Here is a 13,759-nt window from a genome sequence, read left to right as displayed (position 1 = left end):
TTGGTTCTACAACTGGCTCTGGAGTTGGTTCTACAACTGGCTCTGGAGTTGGTTCTACAACTGGCTCTGGAGTTGGTTCTACAACTGGCTCTGGCTCAGATAATAATTCTGATACAACTTCTTTCATAGGTTCAGATTCTGTGGTTTCAGTAGTATGCGCTGAATTCTTAACTTCTTGAATTCTTTTTGCTTCTGCTTCCCATTCTGATTGAGCTTCTTCCTCTTTTGAACTGCCATCATTCAATTGAGATACTTTTTCCTCTAGTTTTTGAATTTCTGCGTTAGCATCTGTTTTACTTAATGACTCTTTATTGGAATTTTCAGTTGAATCTGTATTACTTTCTGACAATACTATATTTTTTCATATTATCCATAAAAACGATTTGCAAAAATCATTAATTTTTGGCACTATGTCGTTGTTTTGTTTTAAATGGCATTTTTGCCTCTTTTAATTGACATTCAATTCTCTGACCATTAACTTTTGCAAAGAATTTTCCATCATAAGTACACACACAATCTGTAATGTCGTGTGATTCATCCCAGATCTTAAAGTATTCACGTAATTCTCGATTTTCATATTTTCTTAACCCAATTCTTTTTTTTGATAAAAATTTGAATGCTAACAGAACCTGCCTTTTTTTGTAAATATCAAATGTTTTTGTCCACTGTAAACATCTTTCAATTTGATCAAATGGTACTACAAGCGAAGTACTGGTTCCTGATTTTGCTTCTATTGAATAAATAGTACTGTCTTCAGTGTTTACAGCTAAAACATCAGGCAAACCTACACTTGGTGAGCCTAGTCTAAATGCCTTCCAGTTTTCACTACTGTTGAATCTTTTTACAATGGTATCTTCCCACTGATATCCTCTTTGTCTACGAGTTTTTGCTGCTTTTTGATTATTTTTATTTGGTTTTGAAGTCTTTTTTTGTAATAATATTGATGAGTTCTTACTGTGCATGTTTCTTTCACTTATTTTTCATTATAGTACAAATGGTAATTGTATGATAACCAAGAAAAACTGGTAAAATGATTAAGAATATTAGTTTTGAATTTGGCAATAATATGTTCAAATTTGAAGTTGCTGGTCTTGAAATTTCAACTATTATGAGGCCATCAAACAACAGCTATTGAATTTACAATTTTTAAGTTACATATTGAGATGAATAATATGAGTGAGTTAGTAATCGAAAAACTCTTGGAACAAAGAGATGCTTATCTGAATATATTGAAGCAGATTGATCTTCAAATCGTAATGGATTTGGATACTGATCTTGAAAAATCAGAAAAACTGAAGACTACTACTATTGAACAAATTAAAAAAATCGAACAAGAAATTGCATATCTAAATTCAAAATCAAATTCTCAATGAGTTTATCAAACCCTTGCATTGACTAGGATCATTGGATAAACTAGTTCAAAAAATTACTACTCTTAAACAAGAATTTGTTAAAGCATATACTGGTAATGCCCATATTCAAGAAATTTTGCCTCTGAATTCATCAGATTCATTCAATATTGATTCTGACCACTTGAGAAAATTACATGAATTTGCCACAAAGAATCCTATTTACTATAATCACTACGAGGAAAAAGTTTCTGATACTTCTTGCATTGTATATGAAGGTGACATAAACCAGTACTGGCTTAATAGTATTAAACACGGTTCTAGCTGCCAACCCTTCTATCCAACGTGGATGATTTCAGCATATTTGATGAGCAACATTGCAAAAAGTTTAGGATGTCGAGAACTTGTTGATATTGGTTCGGGAGATGGACGAATAGCATATTCTGGAAAAATTCTTGATATGATCACTCAGAGTATTGAAATTGATGAAATGCTTGTTGATTTACAAAATGTAATTGTTGCACAAACAAATCAAAATTTTGATCCTACTTGTAATGATGCATTGGAATTTGATTATTCACAGCTAGAATTAACATCTCCTGCATTTTTTATTGGAGGATTACCTCAAATGGGTGGAGATCTTCTTGCAACAAGTATTATAGAAAAAATTAAAGGAATTTCAGACCTTAAAGAAAATACTTGTATTGTTTTTGCAGGCACTCATGCAAAACGTCAATTGTCAAATAATTTGGATGATGGGGGTTGGAGTGATTTGATTGATAAGCACAATCTAAAAGTGATTCAGACAGCATCACTACCGGCAGTTTGGACATTTGATCAAAAAGTTGAAACTCCGTATATCTTTACAAAATTTAATTAATTTCAAAAAAATAATCTCTATCTTTTATTCCGCATTTTGATATTGAAACTATTTTTCCAATAGTTGGAGTTTGATAGGTTTTAGCAATAATTCTGAATGAGTTCTCTATTTCTACTAGGCAAAAATAATCATCATTTTTCTTTGAAAATTCAACTATTTTAGCCTCAAAATCCTGTTTTTTTAGCTCAATTTTTCCAAAACAATAACTACAATAATCTGAAGAAGGCCAAATTATTTTTTTACATTGTGTGCACTTTGGAATGAGAAATTGACCTTTGCTTAAATTTTCTTCAAAACTCATTTTTCTAACACCAAAACTGTTGATGATGTAGCTGCAGCAGACATGTTATGTACTAGTCCGGTAGTGACATTATCAATTTGTCTTGAATCAGCTCTATCTTGTAATTGCTGGACAACTTCAATTGTTTGTGCAATACCTGTTGCCCCTAATGGATGCCCCGTTCCTATTAGGCCACCACGTGGATTAATTTTGAAATTATCTGTTTGATGTAATTCTTTAATCATTCTCATTGATTTTCCATTATCTGAAAATCCCATTGATTCTAATGCCATAGGTTCACATACTGAAAATGCATCGTGTAATTCAACTACGTCAATGTCTTTGATTTCTTTATTTGCCATCTTTAGTGCAGTATTGGATGCTTCTTTTGTTGATTCCATTGAATGAAACGAATTGTTTTTAGTAAATCCTGCAGATGTTGTTTTTTGTCCAATACCTGAAATCCATATTGGCTCTGATGTTATATCTTTCATTATTTTTTCTGAAGCTAAAACTATAGATGCACTTCCGGTGCATGAACGGGAACAATCAAGCAATCTAAGATCTTCAGTAATTTGTTTTGATTTGATAACATCTTCAACAGAAAATGTTTTGTTTGAAAGAGAATTTGGATTGCTTTTTGCTTGCTTGTGATTCTTTACTGAAACAATGGCCAAATCTTCATCAGAGACTGAAAAATGATTTTTGTATGATTTTGTAAACAACGATGCCCAAAATATTGGATGCTTGAATTGTCCTCTTGAATTATCCCAATCTAATATTTGTCCAGGACTATCAAATCTTTCAGCCCCTGAAACAAGAACCATATCAACTAATCCTGAGGCAATATACGAATATGCTGAAACAATAGAATTTGTGCCTGAATTACATAAATTTTCAATTGAAATCGTAGTTTTAGGCTGAATTCCAGCCATTTCTGCAACAATTGGGCCAAGATATTTTGAATTATTGTTGGTAGATACCATAACTCCTTCAATGTTTTTCTTATCTATTTTTGGATTTTTGACAAATAGATCTACTACTGAATCCATCAACAAATTCTCAATTTTCTTATCTTCCTTAGAAAAAGGAGTAATTCCATATGCTGCAATTCCTACTTTGTTCATATCATTCAAAAAATGTTTGTTTAAGTAAGTCAAATGATTCTTGTGTATTTCCTACAGGATTAAATTGAATTATTGGTAATTCAATTCCTGTGTCTCTGAATTCTTGTAATTGTTTTTTTCCTTCTTCAGGTGTTCCCGAAATACATAGTGCTTTTAACATTGAATCAGAAACTAGTTCATCTATTGATCTTAATCCTGAATTATTGTATTCCTCAAAAATATTTTTTGTTTCATTTTCAAAACCTGTATTAGCTAAAAATTCACGATATACTTTTCCAACTGCAATATAAAACGACAATGTTTTCTTTGCTCTTTGAATAGCTTTTTCTGAATCATTAGAAATACATGTAATTAATTGGCATGTGACGTCAATACTTTTCTTTTTTTGCATTTTTTCAATTGTTTCTTTTAATTCTGATTTCGGTCGCAAGTAAAATATGACTCCATCGGCTATGTCCCATGTTAACTCTACCATTTTTTGATTAATTGCTGCAAGATAAACAGGAATATTATTTCTATATGGTTTGATCAACAAAGAAAAATTTTTCAAATTGAAAATTTTCCCATTATAATTCACCTGCTTTCGTGACAAAACCAATCTAATAATTTCAACATATTCCTTCATTCTTTGGAGAGGTTTTTCAAATTTGTATCCGTGAAATGTTTCTACTATAGGAAGACTACTGGTACCCAGCCCCAATACCAATCTACCTTTTGATAGAGTGTCTATAGTTGCTGCCCCCATTGCTATGGTTGAAGGACTTCTTGAATAGATGTTGATGATTGATGACCCAATCTTTTGATTTATTGTTTTTTGCGCTACTGTGCTGAGCATGGCATAATTTTCCATCCCCCACGTCTCAGGAATCCAGATCATTTCTGCATCTGTATTTGAAATTGACCGAGTACAACTAACAACCTCTTCAATTGATAGGAGTGAGCCTAGACTGCATGAAATACGCATGAATCTATTACGACTAGTCGATATTTAGTGTATCAGTTTTAGCAATGGGTAAAATTTGATTGAGGGCGAATATTATGAGATTCAGATTTCATTAATTTTTGTTGGAAACATTCACTATTGAAGAAAAATCAAAAAGTAGTTTTTGGACAGATGCTACCAAATATGCATCCTCTAGCAAAGATGAATCCTTTGTTGAAGAAGTTGCATATATGATGGTAACTTTACATCGAACTGGTGCATAATTTTTTATCTATTTTATTATTTTATTTACATCCAAAGAAGCTTCTTCCATATCTTTGAATGAATCAATTGAGTACCATTTAACATTCCTAAAAATTACTGTACTTAGTTTTTCTTTTTTTGCATAATTTGGGAAAGTTGTTTTTTCAATATCACCTTTTACTGGTAAATCTTTGATCATATCTTTATCTAAATGATATAATCCAGCGTTCATCCAAACATCACTGATTTCTTTTTTTTCTTTAAAATTCTTAATTTTATTTTTATTAATATCAAGAATTCCAAACTTGGTCCTCACTTCAATAGCTGCAATTGAATTGTTAATTTTTGAAAGCTTTTTCAAATCTATGTTTGTAATGACATCTCCATTAATCACAAAAAATGATTTTTCTTTAATTAATTTAGATGCTTTTTTAATTGCCCCTCCTGTTCCAAGAGGGGAGTTTTCTATTGAAAAACTAATTTTAACTCCAAGATTTTTCATATTAAGGTAATTTTCAATCATTTCTGTTTTGTAACCAGTACAAATTATGACTTCTTTTACACCAAATCGTTTGAGATATTTTATCTGCCATTCAATAATTGGTGTATTGTTAATTGGAATGAGTGGCTTGGGAACATAATCTGTAATTGGTCTTAATCTTGTACCCTTACCTCCAGCTAGAATAATTGCTTTCATTAAACTATCATGTTGATTAGACTATATCAAAATTTTCAAGATTTTTTTTCTGTTTCATTAGAATCTACTATTGAATCCATTTTATCTGCAAATTCTTTGTAAATTTTCTCCAAATCTTTTAGTGGTAGTTCAGTTCCTAACAATTTCATAGTTTTATGCCAAGATTCAATGTATTTTTCATCTTCAAATCCTTTTCCTAATGATTCTGCAATAGAATTCAATCCTTCAGTTTTTCCCAATGCGTAAATTGCAATTTCTCGATTAGTTAGCATTTGATTCACTTTCTGTTAGATAATAATGCAATTCTGTATAGCACTCTACACAATATTCCTCAAAATTGGTATGATCACAATCGTAGACTTTCTTTACCTCATTGTTACATTTTGCACAAGTAGGCATGTTCTTTGTTTCTAAGATTTTGCTATTTTAATGCCACCTAATGCTAATTGAATTGCAGCAGGGATAAACATCATTGCCATTGATGCCATTGGATCTCTATCAGATGCTTCTGCCGGAGCAGGCATTGCTAAAACAACAAGACCTCCAATTACAATCAAAATACCTGAAATAATTATCATCACACCTAATCCTTTTGATGGTTCTTTTCTTGCTATGAAGAAGGCAATAATTGGTAAAATTAAAGCTGGACCTCCAAGACCCATTCCTCTTTGCATATGGTCAAGTGGTAAAAATCCATGATCACTATCTGAAGACATGGCAACTGCAACATCTGCAGCATATAGTACTAGCAATCCAATTGCGATTCCTGCAAGAATTAGTGCTGCTGATAGTGCCATAACAAATCCAAATTTTCACAATTAATAAACTTAATCAGGTGGATTCAACTATTGCTCTAGGTTTTATTGCTTCTAGACGTTCAATTAGTTGATCAATAGTTTCTCCCTCATTTCCAACAAGATTAAAGTGACCAAGTTTTCTTAATGGTTTTGAAACTTTTTTTCCATACATTTTGAGATACAAATTTTTATCATCTAGTTTGAGAGGTTTGTATTCTCCTTGGAAACTCTTGTTACCTAAAATATTGTACATTATAGTATTGTGCACCAATTTTGTACTTCCTAACTCTAAACCCAAAATAGCTCTTAGATGTTGCTCAAATTGTGATGTCTCGCTAGATTGTAATGAATGATGACCTGAATTATGAACTCTTGGTGCAATCTCGTTAATTACTATCTGATCATCTTGTGTGACGAACATCTCGATACCAAAAACACCAGCGCCTTTCAATACTGTCATTGTTTTTTCTGCAATTTCCTCTGCATTCTTGATAATTTGATCTGAAACTCGTGCAGGCGCAATTGTTTCTCTCAAAATATTGTCTTCATGAATATTCTCGACAAGGGGGTATGTCTTGATTTGTCCTTTTGTATTTCTTGATGCAATTACTGATACTTCCATTTTAAAGGGAACAAATCTTTCTAGCATTAGCTTTTGGCCTTTGAAATAATCGTATGCCTTCTGAATGTCTTCAGATGTATCTATTTTGTAATTTCCTCGTCCATCATATGCATCTCTTCTTGCTTTAAGTAAAGCAGGTAATCCATAATCTTCAACTCCTTTCTTTACTTCTTCTATGGAGTTAATCTGAATGAAATCTGGAACTGGAATGTTATTTTCTTTGAGAAATGTTTTCTGTAAGAATTTATCTTGAATTATTCTTAGTGTTTCAGGAGACGGATTAATCTCTGCATTTTTTTCTACAGATTTTAAAACATCACTATCTCCAGATTCAATTTCATAAGTAATAATGTCTGATTTTTCAGATAATTCTACAATTGCGTTTCTATTTTTAAAATCTGCCACAATTTGTTCTGCTCCAACCTGTGCTGCAGGACAATTTTCTGTAGGATCTAAAACAATAATTTTTTCAATTTCATCTGTCATATTTTTGGCAGCTTCAGCAATCATCATGCCAAGTTGGCCTCCTCCAATAATTCCTAGAATTTTGCCCATTAATTTCCATCAAATAATGGAATACAAATAGCTAATGCCAAGATTTTAGATATCGTTATTGTTAATTAGTCACTTGTATTTTCAATATGTATGACATTTTCAAAAAAACCACTAGTTGGCATTATTATGGGATCTAGTTCAGATTCTAGAATTATGAAAGGAGCTGCAGAGATTTTAGATGAATTTAAAGTAAAACATGAAGATCAAATTATCTCTGCACACAGAACTCCTGCCAGATTAGCTGAATATGCAAAACATGCAGAAAAAATGAATTTTGATATAATAATTGCAGGAGCTGGTGGTGCAGCACACCTACCCGGTATGATTGCATCACATACCGTTATTCCAGTTATTGGGGTTCCAATTCTTGTTTACAATGATAAACATCATAAAAAAACAGATACTGAGAAATTCTCTGCTTTTGGTGGATTGGATTCCTTACTATCGATTACAGAAATGCCATCTGGTTCTCCAGTTGTAGCTGTTGGAGTAAATAAAGCAGGTAATGCTGGAATTTACGCAATGAAAATATTGGCAAACAAATTTCCTGAATTAAAAAAGAAACTCAAACAACATAAATCTGATCAACATGAGTCTGTTGTTAAAGAATCTGAAATGATGAAAAAACAGGGATTATCTAGTTTTGCAAAAAAGAAATTCAAATAATCATGTCATTAATTTGAATTGAATGTTCTTTTGTCTTAGAGATTCAATTAATTTTTCTGCTTGTTCTTTTCCTTGTGTTTCTAAACTTAATGTAACGCCAGCTGAACCTGCATTAATATCCGAACTTAATCTATCATGAACAACTTCCACAATATTGGCATTTGCCATTGTTATTTCATCAACTATTTCCTTAAAAGCTCCTGGTCTATCAGGCAGCAAAACGGAAATTTTGAGTAATCTACCCATTGTTGCTAGGCCTTTATCCACAATTTGCCCAAGCAAATACATGTCCACATTTCCTCCTGCTAGTACTACCACTACTTTTTTTCCTGGAGATGGTTTCTTTGAAATTAAATATGCTAAACTAACAGCACCAGCAGGTTCAACAACAAATTTCATTCTCTCCATTAGTAAAAACATGGCTTTGGTAATCTCTATGTCATCAACTAGAACAATTTCATCAATTAATTCATTAATTATAGAATAAGTTAATTGTCCTGGAACTTTTACAGAAATACCATCTGCAATGGTTCTATCACCACCACTAGATGTCAGTGTACCTCGTTTTACAGACTCGTACATTGAAGGAAATGATTTAGACTGAACACCTATTACTTTGACATTAGGATTTTTTTGCTTGATAGCAATCAGTGTACCCGCAGCTAGTCCACCACCACCAATTGGTAAATACACTTCTTCTACATCGGGCAAATCTTCAAGGATTTCCAAACCAATTACTCCCTGGGCGGCAATGATTTGTGGATCATCAAATGCATGAATCATAGTGGCGCCTGTATCTTTTGAAATTTCTTTGGCTTTTGCTGAAGATTCATCATAGTTTATTCCTTCTAAAATAACTGTAGCACCATAACCTCTAGTTGCAGCAACCTTTGCAGGTGATGCGTTTTTTGGCATTACAATTGTACATGGTATGTTTTCTAATGATGATGCAAAGGCAACACCTTGAGCATGATTTCCTGCTGATGCAGCAACAACTCCTTGTTTCTTTTCTTGTTCTGATAATGATTTAATTTTGTAATATGCTCCTCGAATTTTAAATGAACCCGTCTTTTGTCTAAATTCTGCTTTTAGAAAAACATCTGATTCTGTTAATTTACTAAATGTAGGTGAATGTATTAGAGGAGTTTTTTTTATCTCATTTCCTCTCATTGAATTTGCTTTTTCAATTTCTTCATATGTCGGATTCATTGGAAATGATGCTAGTAATATGGCGTATTTGTCTTCTTCTATTCAAAAATTACATCTTTAGTCAATTTTTATGTGTAATTTTTCAGGAATGCCTAAATAGTTCAAAAATCTCGTTCAAATTATATCAAGGGATCGGAAACTCCCCTTTGAGAAATTTCTCATCTTCCGGTTCCTTGGTTTTATGATTTAATGATTTGATGAAAATTATCTAGTTTTTGTATAATGTTTTCTTTTACTTTATCTGACATTTTTTTTGCATCAAACAAACCTTCGCGATTATTATCCTTGATAAATTCAAGATCAAAAGTACAAAGACACCCTTCCTCCCCAGTAACCAATTTTGAATCATCAATTAATACAGGAGTTATTTGATATGTTTCTACTAACAAAGAATCTAATTCATTAAACAATTTTGTTTTTGTTTCTGATAATTTTTGAAAATCTACCCCCTCTGTTTTTTCAATTTCTGCAAAAATTTTCTCTCTAAATTCATCATTTTCATAAAAGATTTCAAATAATTTTTGATGATCAAAATCTTTGTATCCCATGTCCTTTAGTTTTTGTAAAACAAATTCATCACTATTGTCTGACAATTGTTGTTCTTGATTTTTTGTCAAATCAACAATTTCTGCTAATTCCTTCTGACAATCAATCACTCTTTGATCTGGTTTGTAGTACAATAAGACATGGAATTGAATTGAAACATGGCCTGATACTAAATAATTTCCTTCCATGATTTCAAATTTTGCAAAAATTCTTCTAATGTCCTCATTATTTGAAATTGAGACATCTTGTATTGACCATCCGTCTAAATTTTGATTTATTTTTTGGAAAAAATCTGATATTTTTTTTGGATCAAACGTTTTTTGTTCTGTTACCGTAGAATCACCCATCATTACTTTAACTGATACAGTATCAGTCAAATCTTTGATTTTATTTAGAAATGTACTTTGAATTTCTTCATTTTTTGAATTTAGCAACTGCATAAATTCATTGGGGGATCTAGTTCCAAGCCTCACAAAACTATCCTAATGAATGCTCTCCTTAAACCTTCATCAATATCTAAATACAGAAAATCATACTTTTTCATTATGGGGAAAAGAAAAATCATCTGTGAGCATTGTGATGCTGAAATCACAGAATATTACCATGAAGGATATAAGGGAAATAGGGGTAAATGTCCTAAATGTGGTGCCGAATTTCCGCTAGAATAGGTGAAAAATATGTCTGAAGAGCCAAAATCTGATAATATTGAATCTGAAGAAATTCCAGAAAATAACAAATCTGAATCTCAGAACACTATGGTAGATATGCTACTTAGTACTAATCAAGAAAAAGTCTTAGATTCTGAAACAATGATTTTAGAAACCCAGAAAAGAGTGTGGGGTGCATTAAAGAAAGGTTATGAATATTCTGGTGTAATTGATGATTCTGATAAATATCTAAGAAAAAATGTATTCTCAAAATTAGACATGATGGTATTGTATGTCGATTTAGTTGGCTCTACTACAATGACATTAGAAATGCCAGAAGAAAAAATTGCTATTATTATTAGCTCATTTGCACAAGAAATGGCATCAGTAATCCGTCAGCATAACGGGTATGTTCTAAAATTTGTTGGAGATGCAGTAATTGGATATTTTATTGCAGAAGGAAATGGTTTACTTGCAGCAGATAATGCAGTAAACTGTGCAAAATCTATGATTTCAGTTATTCAAAAAGGAATTAATCCTATCCTAAATCAATATGATTATCCAGATTTAATGGTAAAAATTGGAGTTGACTTTGGTCAAAATATTGTTGTTCGTTATGGTGCAGATGCTGAGAATTCTCATGTAGATTTGATGGGTCCTGCAATGAACATTGCTGCAAAAATACAGAATATGGCAAAACCAAATCAAATTTTGATTGGTAGTGATGTATTTCAGAGATTACATCCTACATCGCAAAAAGAATTCACAAAAATTATTTGGCAAAATAATGAATGGAAATATCGTTCTCGAAGAACTGGAGAATTGTATGAAGTCTATGAGCATAAAGGATAATTTGTTTTAGAAAATTATTTTATTGTTTGAGAATTATACTGTAAATTTGTCAGGACATTCAACATGTTCGTAATGGTGTTCTGTGAATTGTTCTTGAACTACATAGATGACAATCTTGTGTAGGTCCTTATCTTCAATGTCTTTTTTACATTTCAGACATATCTTCTTTTTTTCTGCCATGCGTATCAGCGATCTAAAGTGGGAATCTATAAGGATCAGCGATCAGCTTGAATTGAGCAATAATGACTGATTTTTTACTAATTGGTATATCAAGCGCCTAAAGCAAGGCAGAAATATACCAAAAAATGTGAATAATTATGGATGATATGGCAATAAAGCAATTACAAGACCTCTATGGGATGAATCCAAATATTCCTCACATGGCACTGCAATTTCCAAGATTACCTCCAGGACTTTCACACCCTATGTTCAAAATCTATGAAAATCCAATGAAGGAACAATTCTCAAAACAAGCATCTACAATCAATCAAAAATTACAAGGATTTCAGCACATGTATCAGCAATATGCTGCAGGATTGCTTACAATGAACTCTGCAATAATTCCACCAGGACATCCATTATACACAAGACAAAACTCTGTTGAAACATTACAAGCCGAAAATGACAAACTCCTTAAAGAAAATTTAGAATTAAAAAAGAAATTAGATAAAGAATCTGAAAAAAATTCCTAGTTTCAATCTTTGTAATTAGTAAGAATCCTTATAAATTCAGAAACCCATTTGATTCATGGTAAAAACACCTGCTGACAAATGGAAGGCAACCATTACAAAATATCGAAAACAATGTCAAAGCATTTTGAAACTTTCAAAAAATATTCGCTATTCTGGTGTGATTAACAATTATGGTAGAACTTTAACTGGAATAGTTCGTCCTGATTTGAAGCCTTTGCTAAAATCAGAACAAGTTAAAAATGAATTTTTCATAGTTTCAACATTAATGTCTCTGAGAAAGGAATCTGTTTCAACAGTAGGAAAACTAGAACATGTAATTTTATATCATCAAAAAGTTACCATATTACTTTTGCAAAAAAAAGATGTAACATACTATGTTTCAATTAACAAAAAAGAAAAAAACTTAGAAAAAATTATCTCTTCAATTAAAAAGATAATCTAAGCGGGGGTAAATCCTTGATAACCACTAGTTTGTTGAGCTTTGTCTCCAAAGATTGGCTCAAATAATGATATCAAATATCCATCTGGATCTACAATAACTGCATTTTTTCCTGCATCTTTTTCTACAATGTCACGATGAATTTTTACTCCTTTTTCTTTTAATTCATCAATTGCAGATTGAACATCTCCAACTAGAAAACCTATTGTGATGCCATTATCTATTGAACTACCTACATGTTCGGCAGTTAATGATGCAGGATGTAAACTCAACAGAGCCCCTGAAGTTCCCAAGTCAACCCATGATCTACGCTGATTTTTAATTGGAAGACCAATGATTCCATTGTAGAACTCTAATGATTTGTCAATATCAGTGACAGCTAAAATCACATTTCCGACTTTTTTGATGTTCACAGATATCTTACCTCGAAGTTCTTTAAATCATTTTCACTGAACCTCAACCATGGTTTCGGTTCTCTCAACACCTGTGATTTTTTGAATTTGGTGAGCAACTTCTTTGATTTCCGAGAGCTCTTGGACGTCAACAATTGCTACTGCATCAAATTGGCCACTTGTAGGAAATGAATCTGAAACAGAATTTACTTTTCTCAATCTTGCAGCAATTAGTTTTTTAGGTGATTTTACCAAAATTATTGCTCTTACCAACCTAGATTTACCTCCACTTCAATTAGGGTCTCAGTTGTAACAATGTCCTTGATTTTTTTAAAATCAATTACCATATTGTTAATTTCATCAATCCCTCCTTGCAATAATACGCTAATGTCTGCCCTTCCAGTAACTACCATCACTTGTTTTACAATTTTTCTTTTTTTCTTTAAAATTTGGACAACTGTATCTACTTTGCCGGGTTTAACAGTGATTAAACATAATGCTCGCATGTAATCTATACACATCCGACTCGGATAAAGATTTAGTCAAATGCCTCTTGTGAGCGTGCCTCTTCTAGATATGCTCTTCTTTCCTCATTGACTTTTTCTTGATCAATCTCAATATCGTCATCTACAATAACAATACCCATGTCGCCCATTGGGGGTTCTTTGGTTGCCTTTTTCTTGGATTTTGCTTTGCTTTTAGAGGTAGTCTTCGTAGTCTTTTTTGCAGTTGTCTTTTTTGTTTTAGTTTCTACTTTTTTTGTAGTCTTTTTTGCAGCCTTTTTTTCAGCCATGAATGTCGAAAAACAAGAGGTAGTCTAGGT

22 protein-coding genes and 1 pseudogene are annotated in these 13,759 nt (G+C 32.1%); 7 read left to right on the top strand and 16 right to left on the bottom strand.

All coding sequences use genetic code 11. The features are described from left to right. Window positions 1-349 (bottom strand): annotated as a pseudogene (locus Q0941_RS10410) (hypothetical protein); the annotation flags it as partial. A gap of 46 nt (window positions 350-395) precedes the next feature. Next, on the bottom strand, window positions 396-962 hold the full coding sequence (locus Q0941_RS10405) for a resolvase (RefSeq protein WP_299293984.1): 567 nt from the start codon (window positions 960-962) through the stop codon (window positions 396-398). Between the two features lie 210 nt (window positions 963-1,172). On the opposite strand from Q0941_RS10405, the gene Q0941_RS10400 reads away from it, so the two are divergent. Continuing rightward, the gene (locus tag Q0941_RS10400) at window positions 1,173-1,373 is read left to right on the top strand and encodes a hypothetical protein (RefSeq protein ID WP_299293981.1); all 201 of its coding nucleotides are present in this window, start codon (window positions 1,173-1,175) and stop codon (window positions 1,371-1,373) included. Window positions 1,374-1,404: 31 nt separating this feature from the next. Beyond that, the gene (locus tag Q0941_RS10395) at window positions 1,405-2,229 is read left to right on the top strand and encodes a hypothetical protein (RefSeq protein ID WP_299293978.1); all 825 of its coding nucleotides are present in this window, start codon (window positions 1,405-1,407) and stop codon (window positions 2,227-2,229) included. Here the strand turns inward: Q0941_RS10395 and Q0941_RS10390 are convergent. From Q0941_RS10390 to Q0941_RS10380, 3 genes are read right to left on the bottom strand one after another with little or no spacing between them, the layout of a single operon-like run. Next, window positions 2,222-2,530 (bottom strand): hypothetical protein, encoded by a 309-nt coding sequence (locus tag Q0941_RS10390; RefSeq protein WP_299293975.1) that lies wholly within the window; start codon window positions 2,528-2,530, stop codon window positions 2,222-2,224. The genes Q0941_RS10395 and Q0941_RS10390 overlap by 8 nt on opposite strands. Continuing rightward, window positions 2,527-3,636 (bottom strand): thiolase family protein, encoded by a 1,110-nt coding sequence (locus tag Q0941_RS10385; protein WP_299293986.1) that lies wholly within the window; start codon window positions 3,634-3,636, stop codon window positions 2,527-2,529. Before Q0941_RS10385 ends, Q0941_RS10390 begins: the two co-directional genes overlap by 4 nt. A gap of 1 nt (window position 3,637) precedes the next feature. Further along, window positions 3,638-4,600 carry an LLM class flavin-dependent oxidoreductase gene (locus tag Q0941_RS10380; RefSeq protein WP_299293973.1) on the bottom strand — a complete coding sequence of 321 codons (963 nt, stop codon included), beginning with the start codon at window positions 4,598-4,600 and terminating at the stop codon, window positions 3,638-3,640. A 101-nt stretch (window positions 4,601-4,701) separates the two neighbouring features. Between Q0941_RS10380 and Q0941_RS10375 the strand changes: the two genes are divergently transcribed. Then, window positions 4,702-4,842, top strand: coding sequence for a hypothetical protein (locus Q0941_RS10375; protein ID WP_299293970.1), 141 nt, complete (start codon window positions 4,702-4,704; stop codon window positions 4,840-4,842). A gap of 8 nt (window positions 4,843-4,850) precedes the next feature. On the opposite strand, the gene Q0941_RS10370 is transcribed toward Q0941_RS10375, so the two are convergent. From Q0941_RS10370 to Q0941_RS10355, 4 genes are all read right to left on the bottom strand, one after another. Beyond that, a complete protein-coding gene (locus tag Q0941_RS10370) occupies window positions 4,851-5,519 on the bottom strand; it encodes a nucleotidyltransferase family protein (protein ID WP_299293967.1) in 669 nt (222 codons plus the stop codon). Window positions 5,520-5,554: 35 nt separating this feature from the next. Then, window positions 5,555-5,791 carry a hypothetical protein gene (locus Q0941_RS10365; protein ID WP_299293964.1) on the bottom strand — a complete coding sequence of 79 codons (237 nt, stop codon included), beginning with the start codon at window positions 5,789-5,791 and terminating at the stop codon, window positions 5,555-5,557. A gap of 138 nt (window positions 5,792-5,929) precedes the next feature. Then, entirely contained in the window at window positions 5,930-6,316 is a 387-nt protein-coding gene (locus Q0941_RS10360; RefSeq protein WP_299293961.1) for a hypothetical protein, read from the bottom strand. A 34-nt stretch (window positions 6,317-6,350) separates the two neighbouring features. After that, entirely contained in the window at window positions 6,351-7,493 is a 1,143-nt protein-coding gene (locus Q0941_RS10355; protein WP_299293958.1) for a 5-(carboxyamino)imidazole ribonucleotide synthase, read from the bottom strand. A gap of 90 nt (window positions 7,494-7,583) precedes the next feature. Here Q0941_RS10355 and purE point away from each other — a divergent pair, with 90 nt between their 5' ends. Further along, window positions 7,584-8,159 (top strand): 5-(carboxyamino)imidazole ribonucleotide mutase, encoded by a 576-nt coding sequence (gene purE / locus Q0941_RS10350; RefSeq protein WP_299293955.1) that lies wholly within the window; start codon window positions 7,584-7,586, stop codon window positions 8,157-8,159. On the opposite strand, the gene ilvA is transcribed toward purE, so the two are convergent. Beyond that, a complete protein-coding gene (gene ilvA / locus Q0941_RS10345; RefSeq protein WP_299293952.1) occupies window positions 8,160-9,368 on the bottom strand; it encodes a threonine ammonia-lyase in 1,209 nt (402 codons plus the stop codon). Between the two features lie 179 nt (window positions 9,369-9,547). Further along, window positions 9,548-10,387, bottom strand: coding sequence for a hypothetical protein (locus tag Q0941_RS10340; protein ID WP_299293949.1), 840 nt, complete (start codon window positions 10,385-10,387; stop codon window positions 9,548-9,550). Window positions 10,388-10,591: 204 nt separating this feature from the next. Between Q0941_RS10340 and Q0941_RS10335 the strand changes: the two genes are divergently transcribed. After that, window positions 10,592-11,413, top strand: coding sequence for an adenylate/guanylate cyclase domain-containing protein (locus tag Q0941_RS10335; protein WP_299293947.1), 822 nt, complete (start codon window positions 10,592-10,594; stop codon window positions 11,411-11,413). A 33-nt stretch (window positions 11,414-11,446) separates the two neighbouring features. Here Q0941_RS10335 and Q0941_RS10330 read toward each other — a convergent pair whose 3' ends face one another. Next, window positions 11,447-11,593, bottom strand: coding sequence for a hypothetical protein (locus Q0941_RS10330; protein ID WP_299293944.1), 147 nt, complete (start codon window positions 11,591-11,593; stop codon window positions 11,447-11,449). 137 nt (window positions 11,594-11,730) lie between these two features. On the opposite strand from Q0941_RS10330, the gene Q0941_RS10325 reads away from it, so the two are divergent. Together Q0941_RS10325 and Q0941_RS10320 are read left to right on the top strand one after the other, a co-directional pair. Next, window positions 11,731-12,105: a hypothetical protein gene (locus Q0941_RS10325; RefSeq protein WP_299293941.1), complete on the top strand. Its 375-nt coding sequence runs from the start codon at window positions 11,731-11,733 to the stop codon at window positions 12,103-12,105. Between the two features lie 55 nt (window positions 12,106-12,160). Then, a complete protein-coding gene (locus Q0941_RS10320) occupies window positions 12,161-12,547 on the top strand; it encodes a hypothetical protein (protein WP_299293939.1) in 387 nt (128 codons plus the stop codon). On the opposite strand, the gene Q0941_RS10315 is transcribed toward Q0941_RS10320, so the two are convergent. From Q0941_RS10315 to Q0941_RS10300, 4 genes are read right to left on the bottom strand one after another with little or no spacing between them, the layout of a single operon-like run. After that, entirely contained in the window at window positions 12,544-12,957 is a 414-nt protein-coding gene (locus Q0941_RS10315) for a VOC family protein (RefSeq protein ID WP_299293936.1), read from the bottom strand. The two genes, Q0941_RS10320 and Q0941_RS10315, sit on opposite strands and share 4 nt — an antisense overlap. A 33-nt stretch (window positions 12,958-12,990) precedes the next feature. After that, on the bottom strand, window positions 12,991-13,209 hold the full coding sequence (locus tag Q0941_RS10310) for an Lrp/AsnC ligand binding domain-containing protein (protein ID WP_299293934.1): 219 nt from the start codon (window positions 13,207-13,209) through the stop codon (window positions 12,991-12,993). Next, on the bottom strand, window positions 13,203-13,442 hold the full coding sequence (locus tag Q0941_RS10305; protein WP_299293931.1) for a hypothetical protein: 240 nt from the start codon (window positions 13,440-13,442) through the stop codon (window positions 13,203-13,205). The genes Q0941_RS10310 and Q0941_RS10305 overlap by 7 nt, the downstream gene beginning before the upstream one ends. A 32-nt stretch (window positions 13,443-13,474) precedes the next feature. Next, the gene (locus Q0941_RS10300) at window positions 13,475-13,729 is read right to left on the bottom strand and encodes a hypothetical protein (RefSeq protein ID WP_299293928.1); all 255 of its coding nucleotides are present in this window, start codon (window positions 13,727-13,729) and stop codon (window positions 13,475-13,477) included. Window positions 13,730-13,759: the final 30 nt, after the last annotated feature.

The organism is Candidatus Nitrosopumilus sp. (assembly GCF_028278985.1).
Classification (GTDB): domain Archaea; phylum Thermoproteota; class Nitrososphaeria; order Nitrososphaerales; family Nitrosopumilaceae; genus Nitrosopumilus.
The sequence above is the reverse complement of the archived record's forward strand: the minus strand, read 5'-3'. Positions and strand labels throughout refer to the sequence as shown.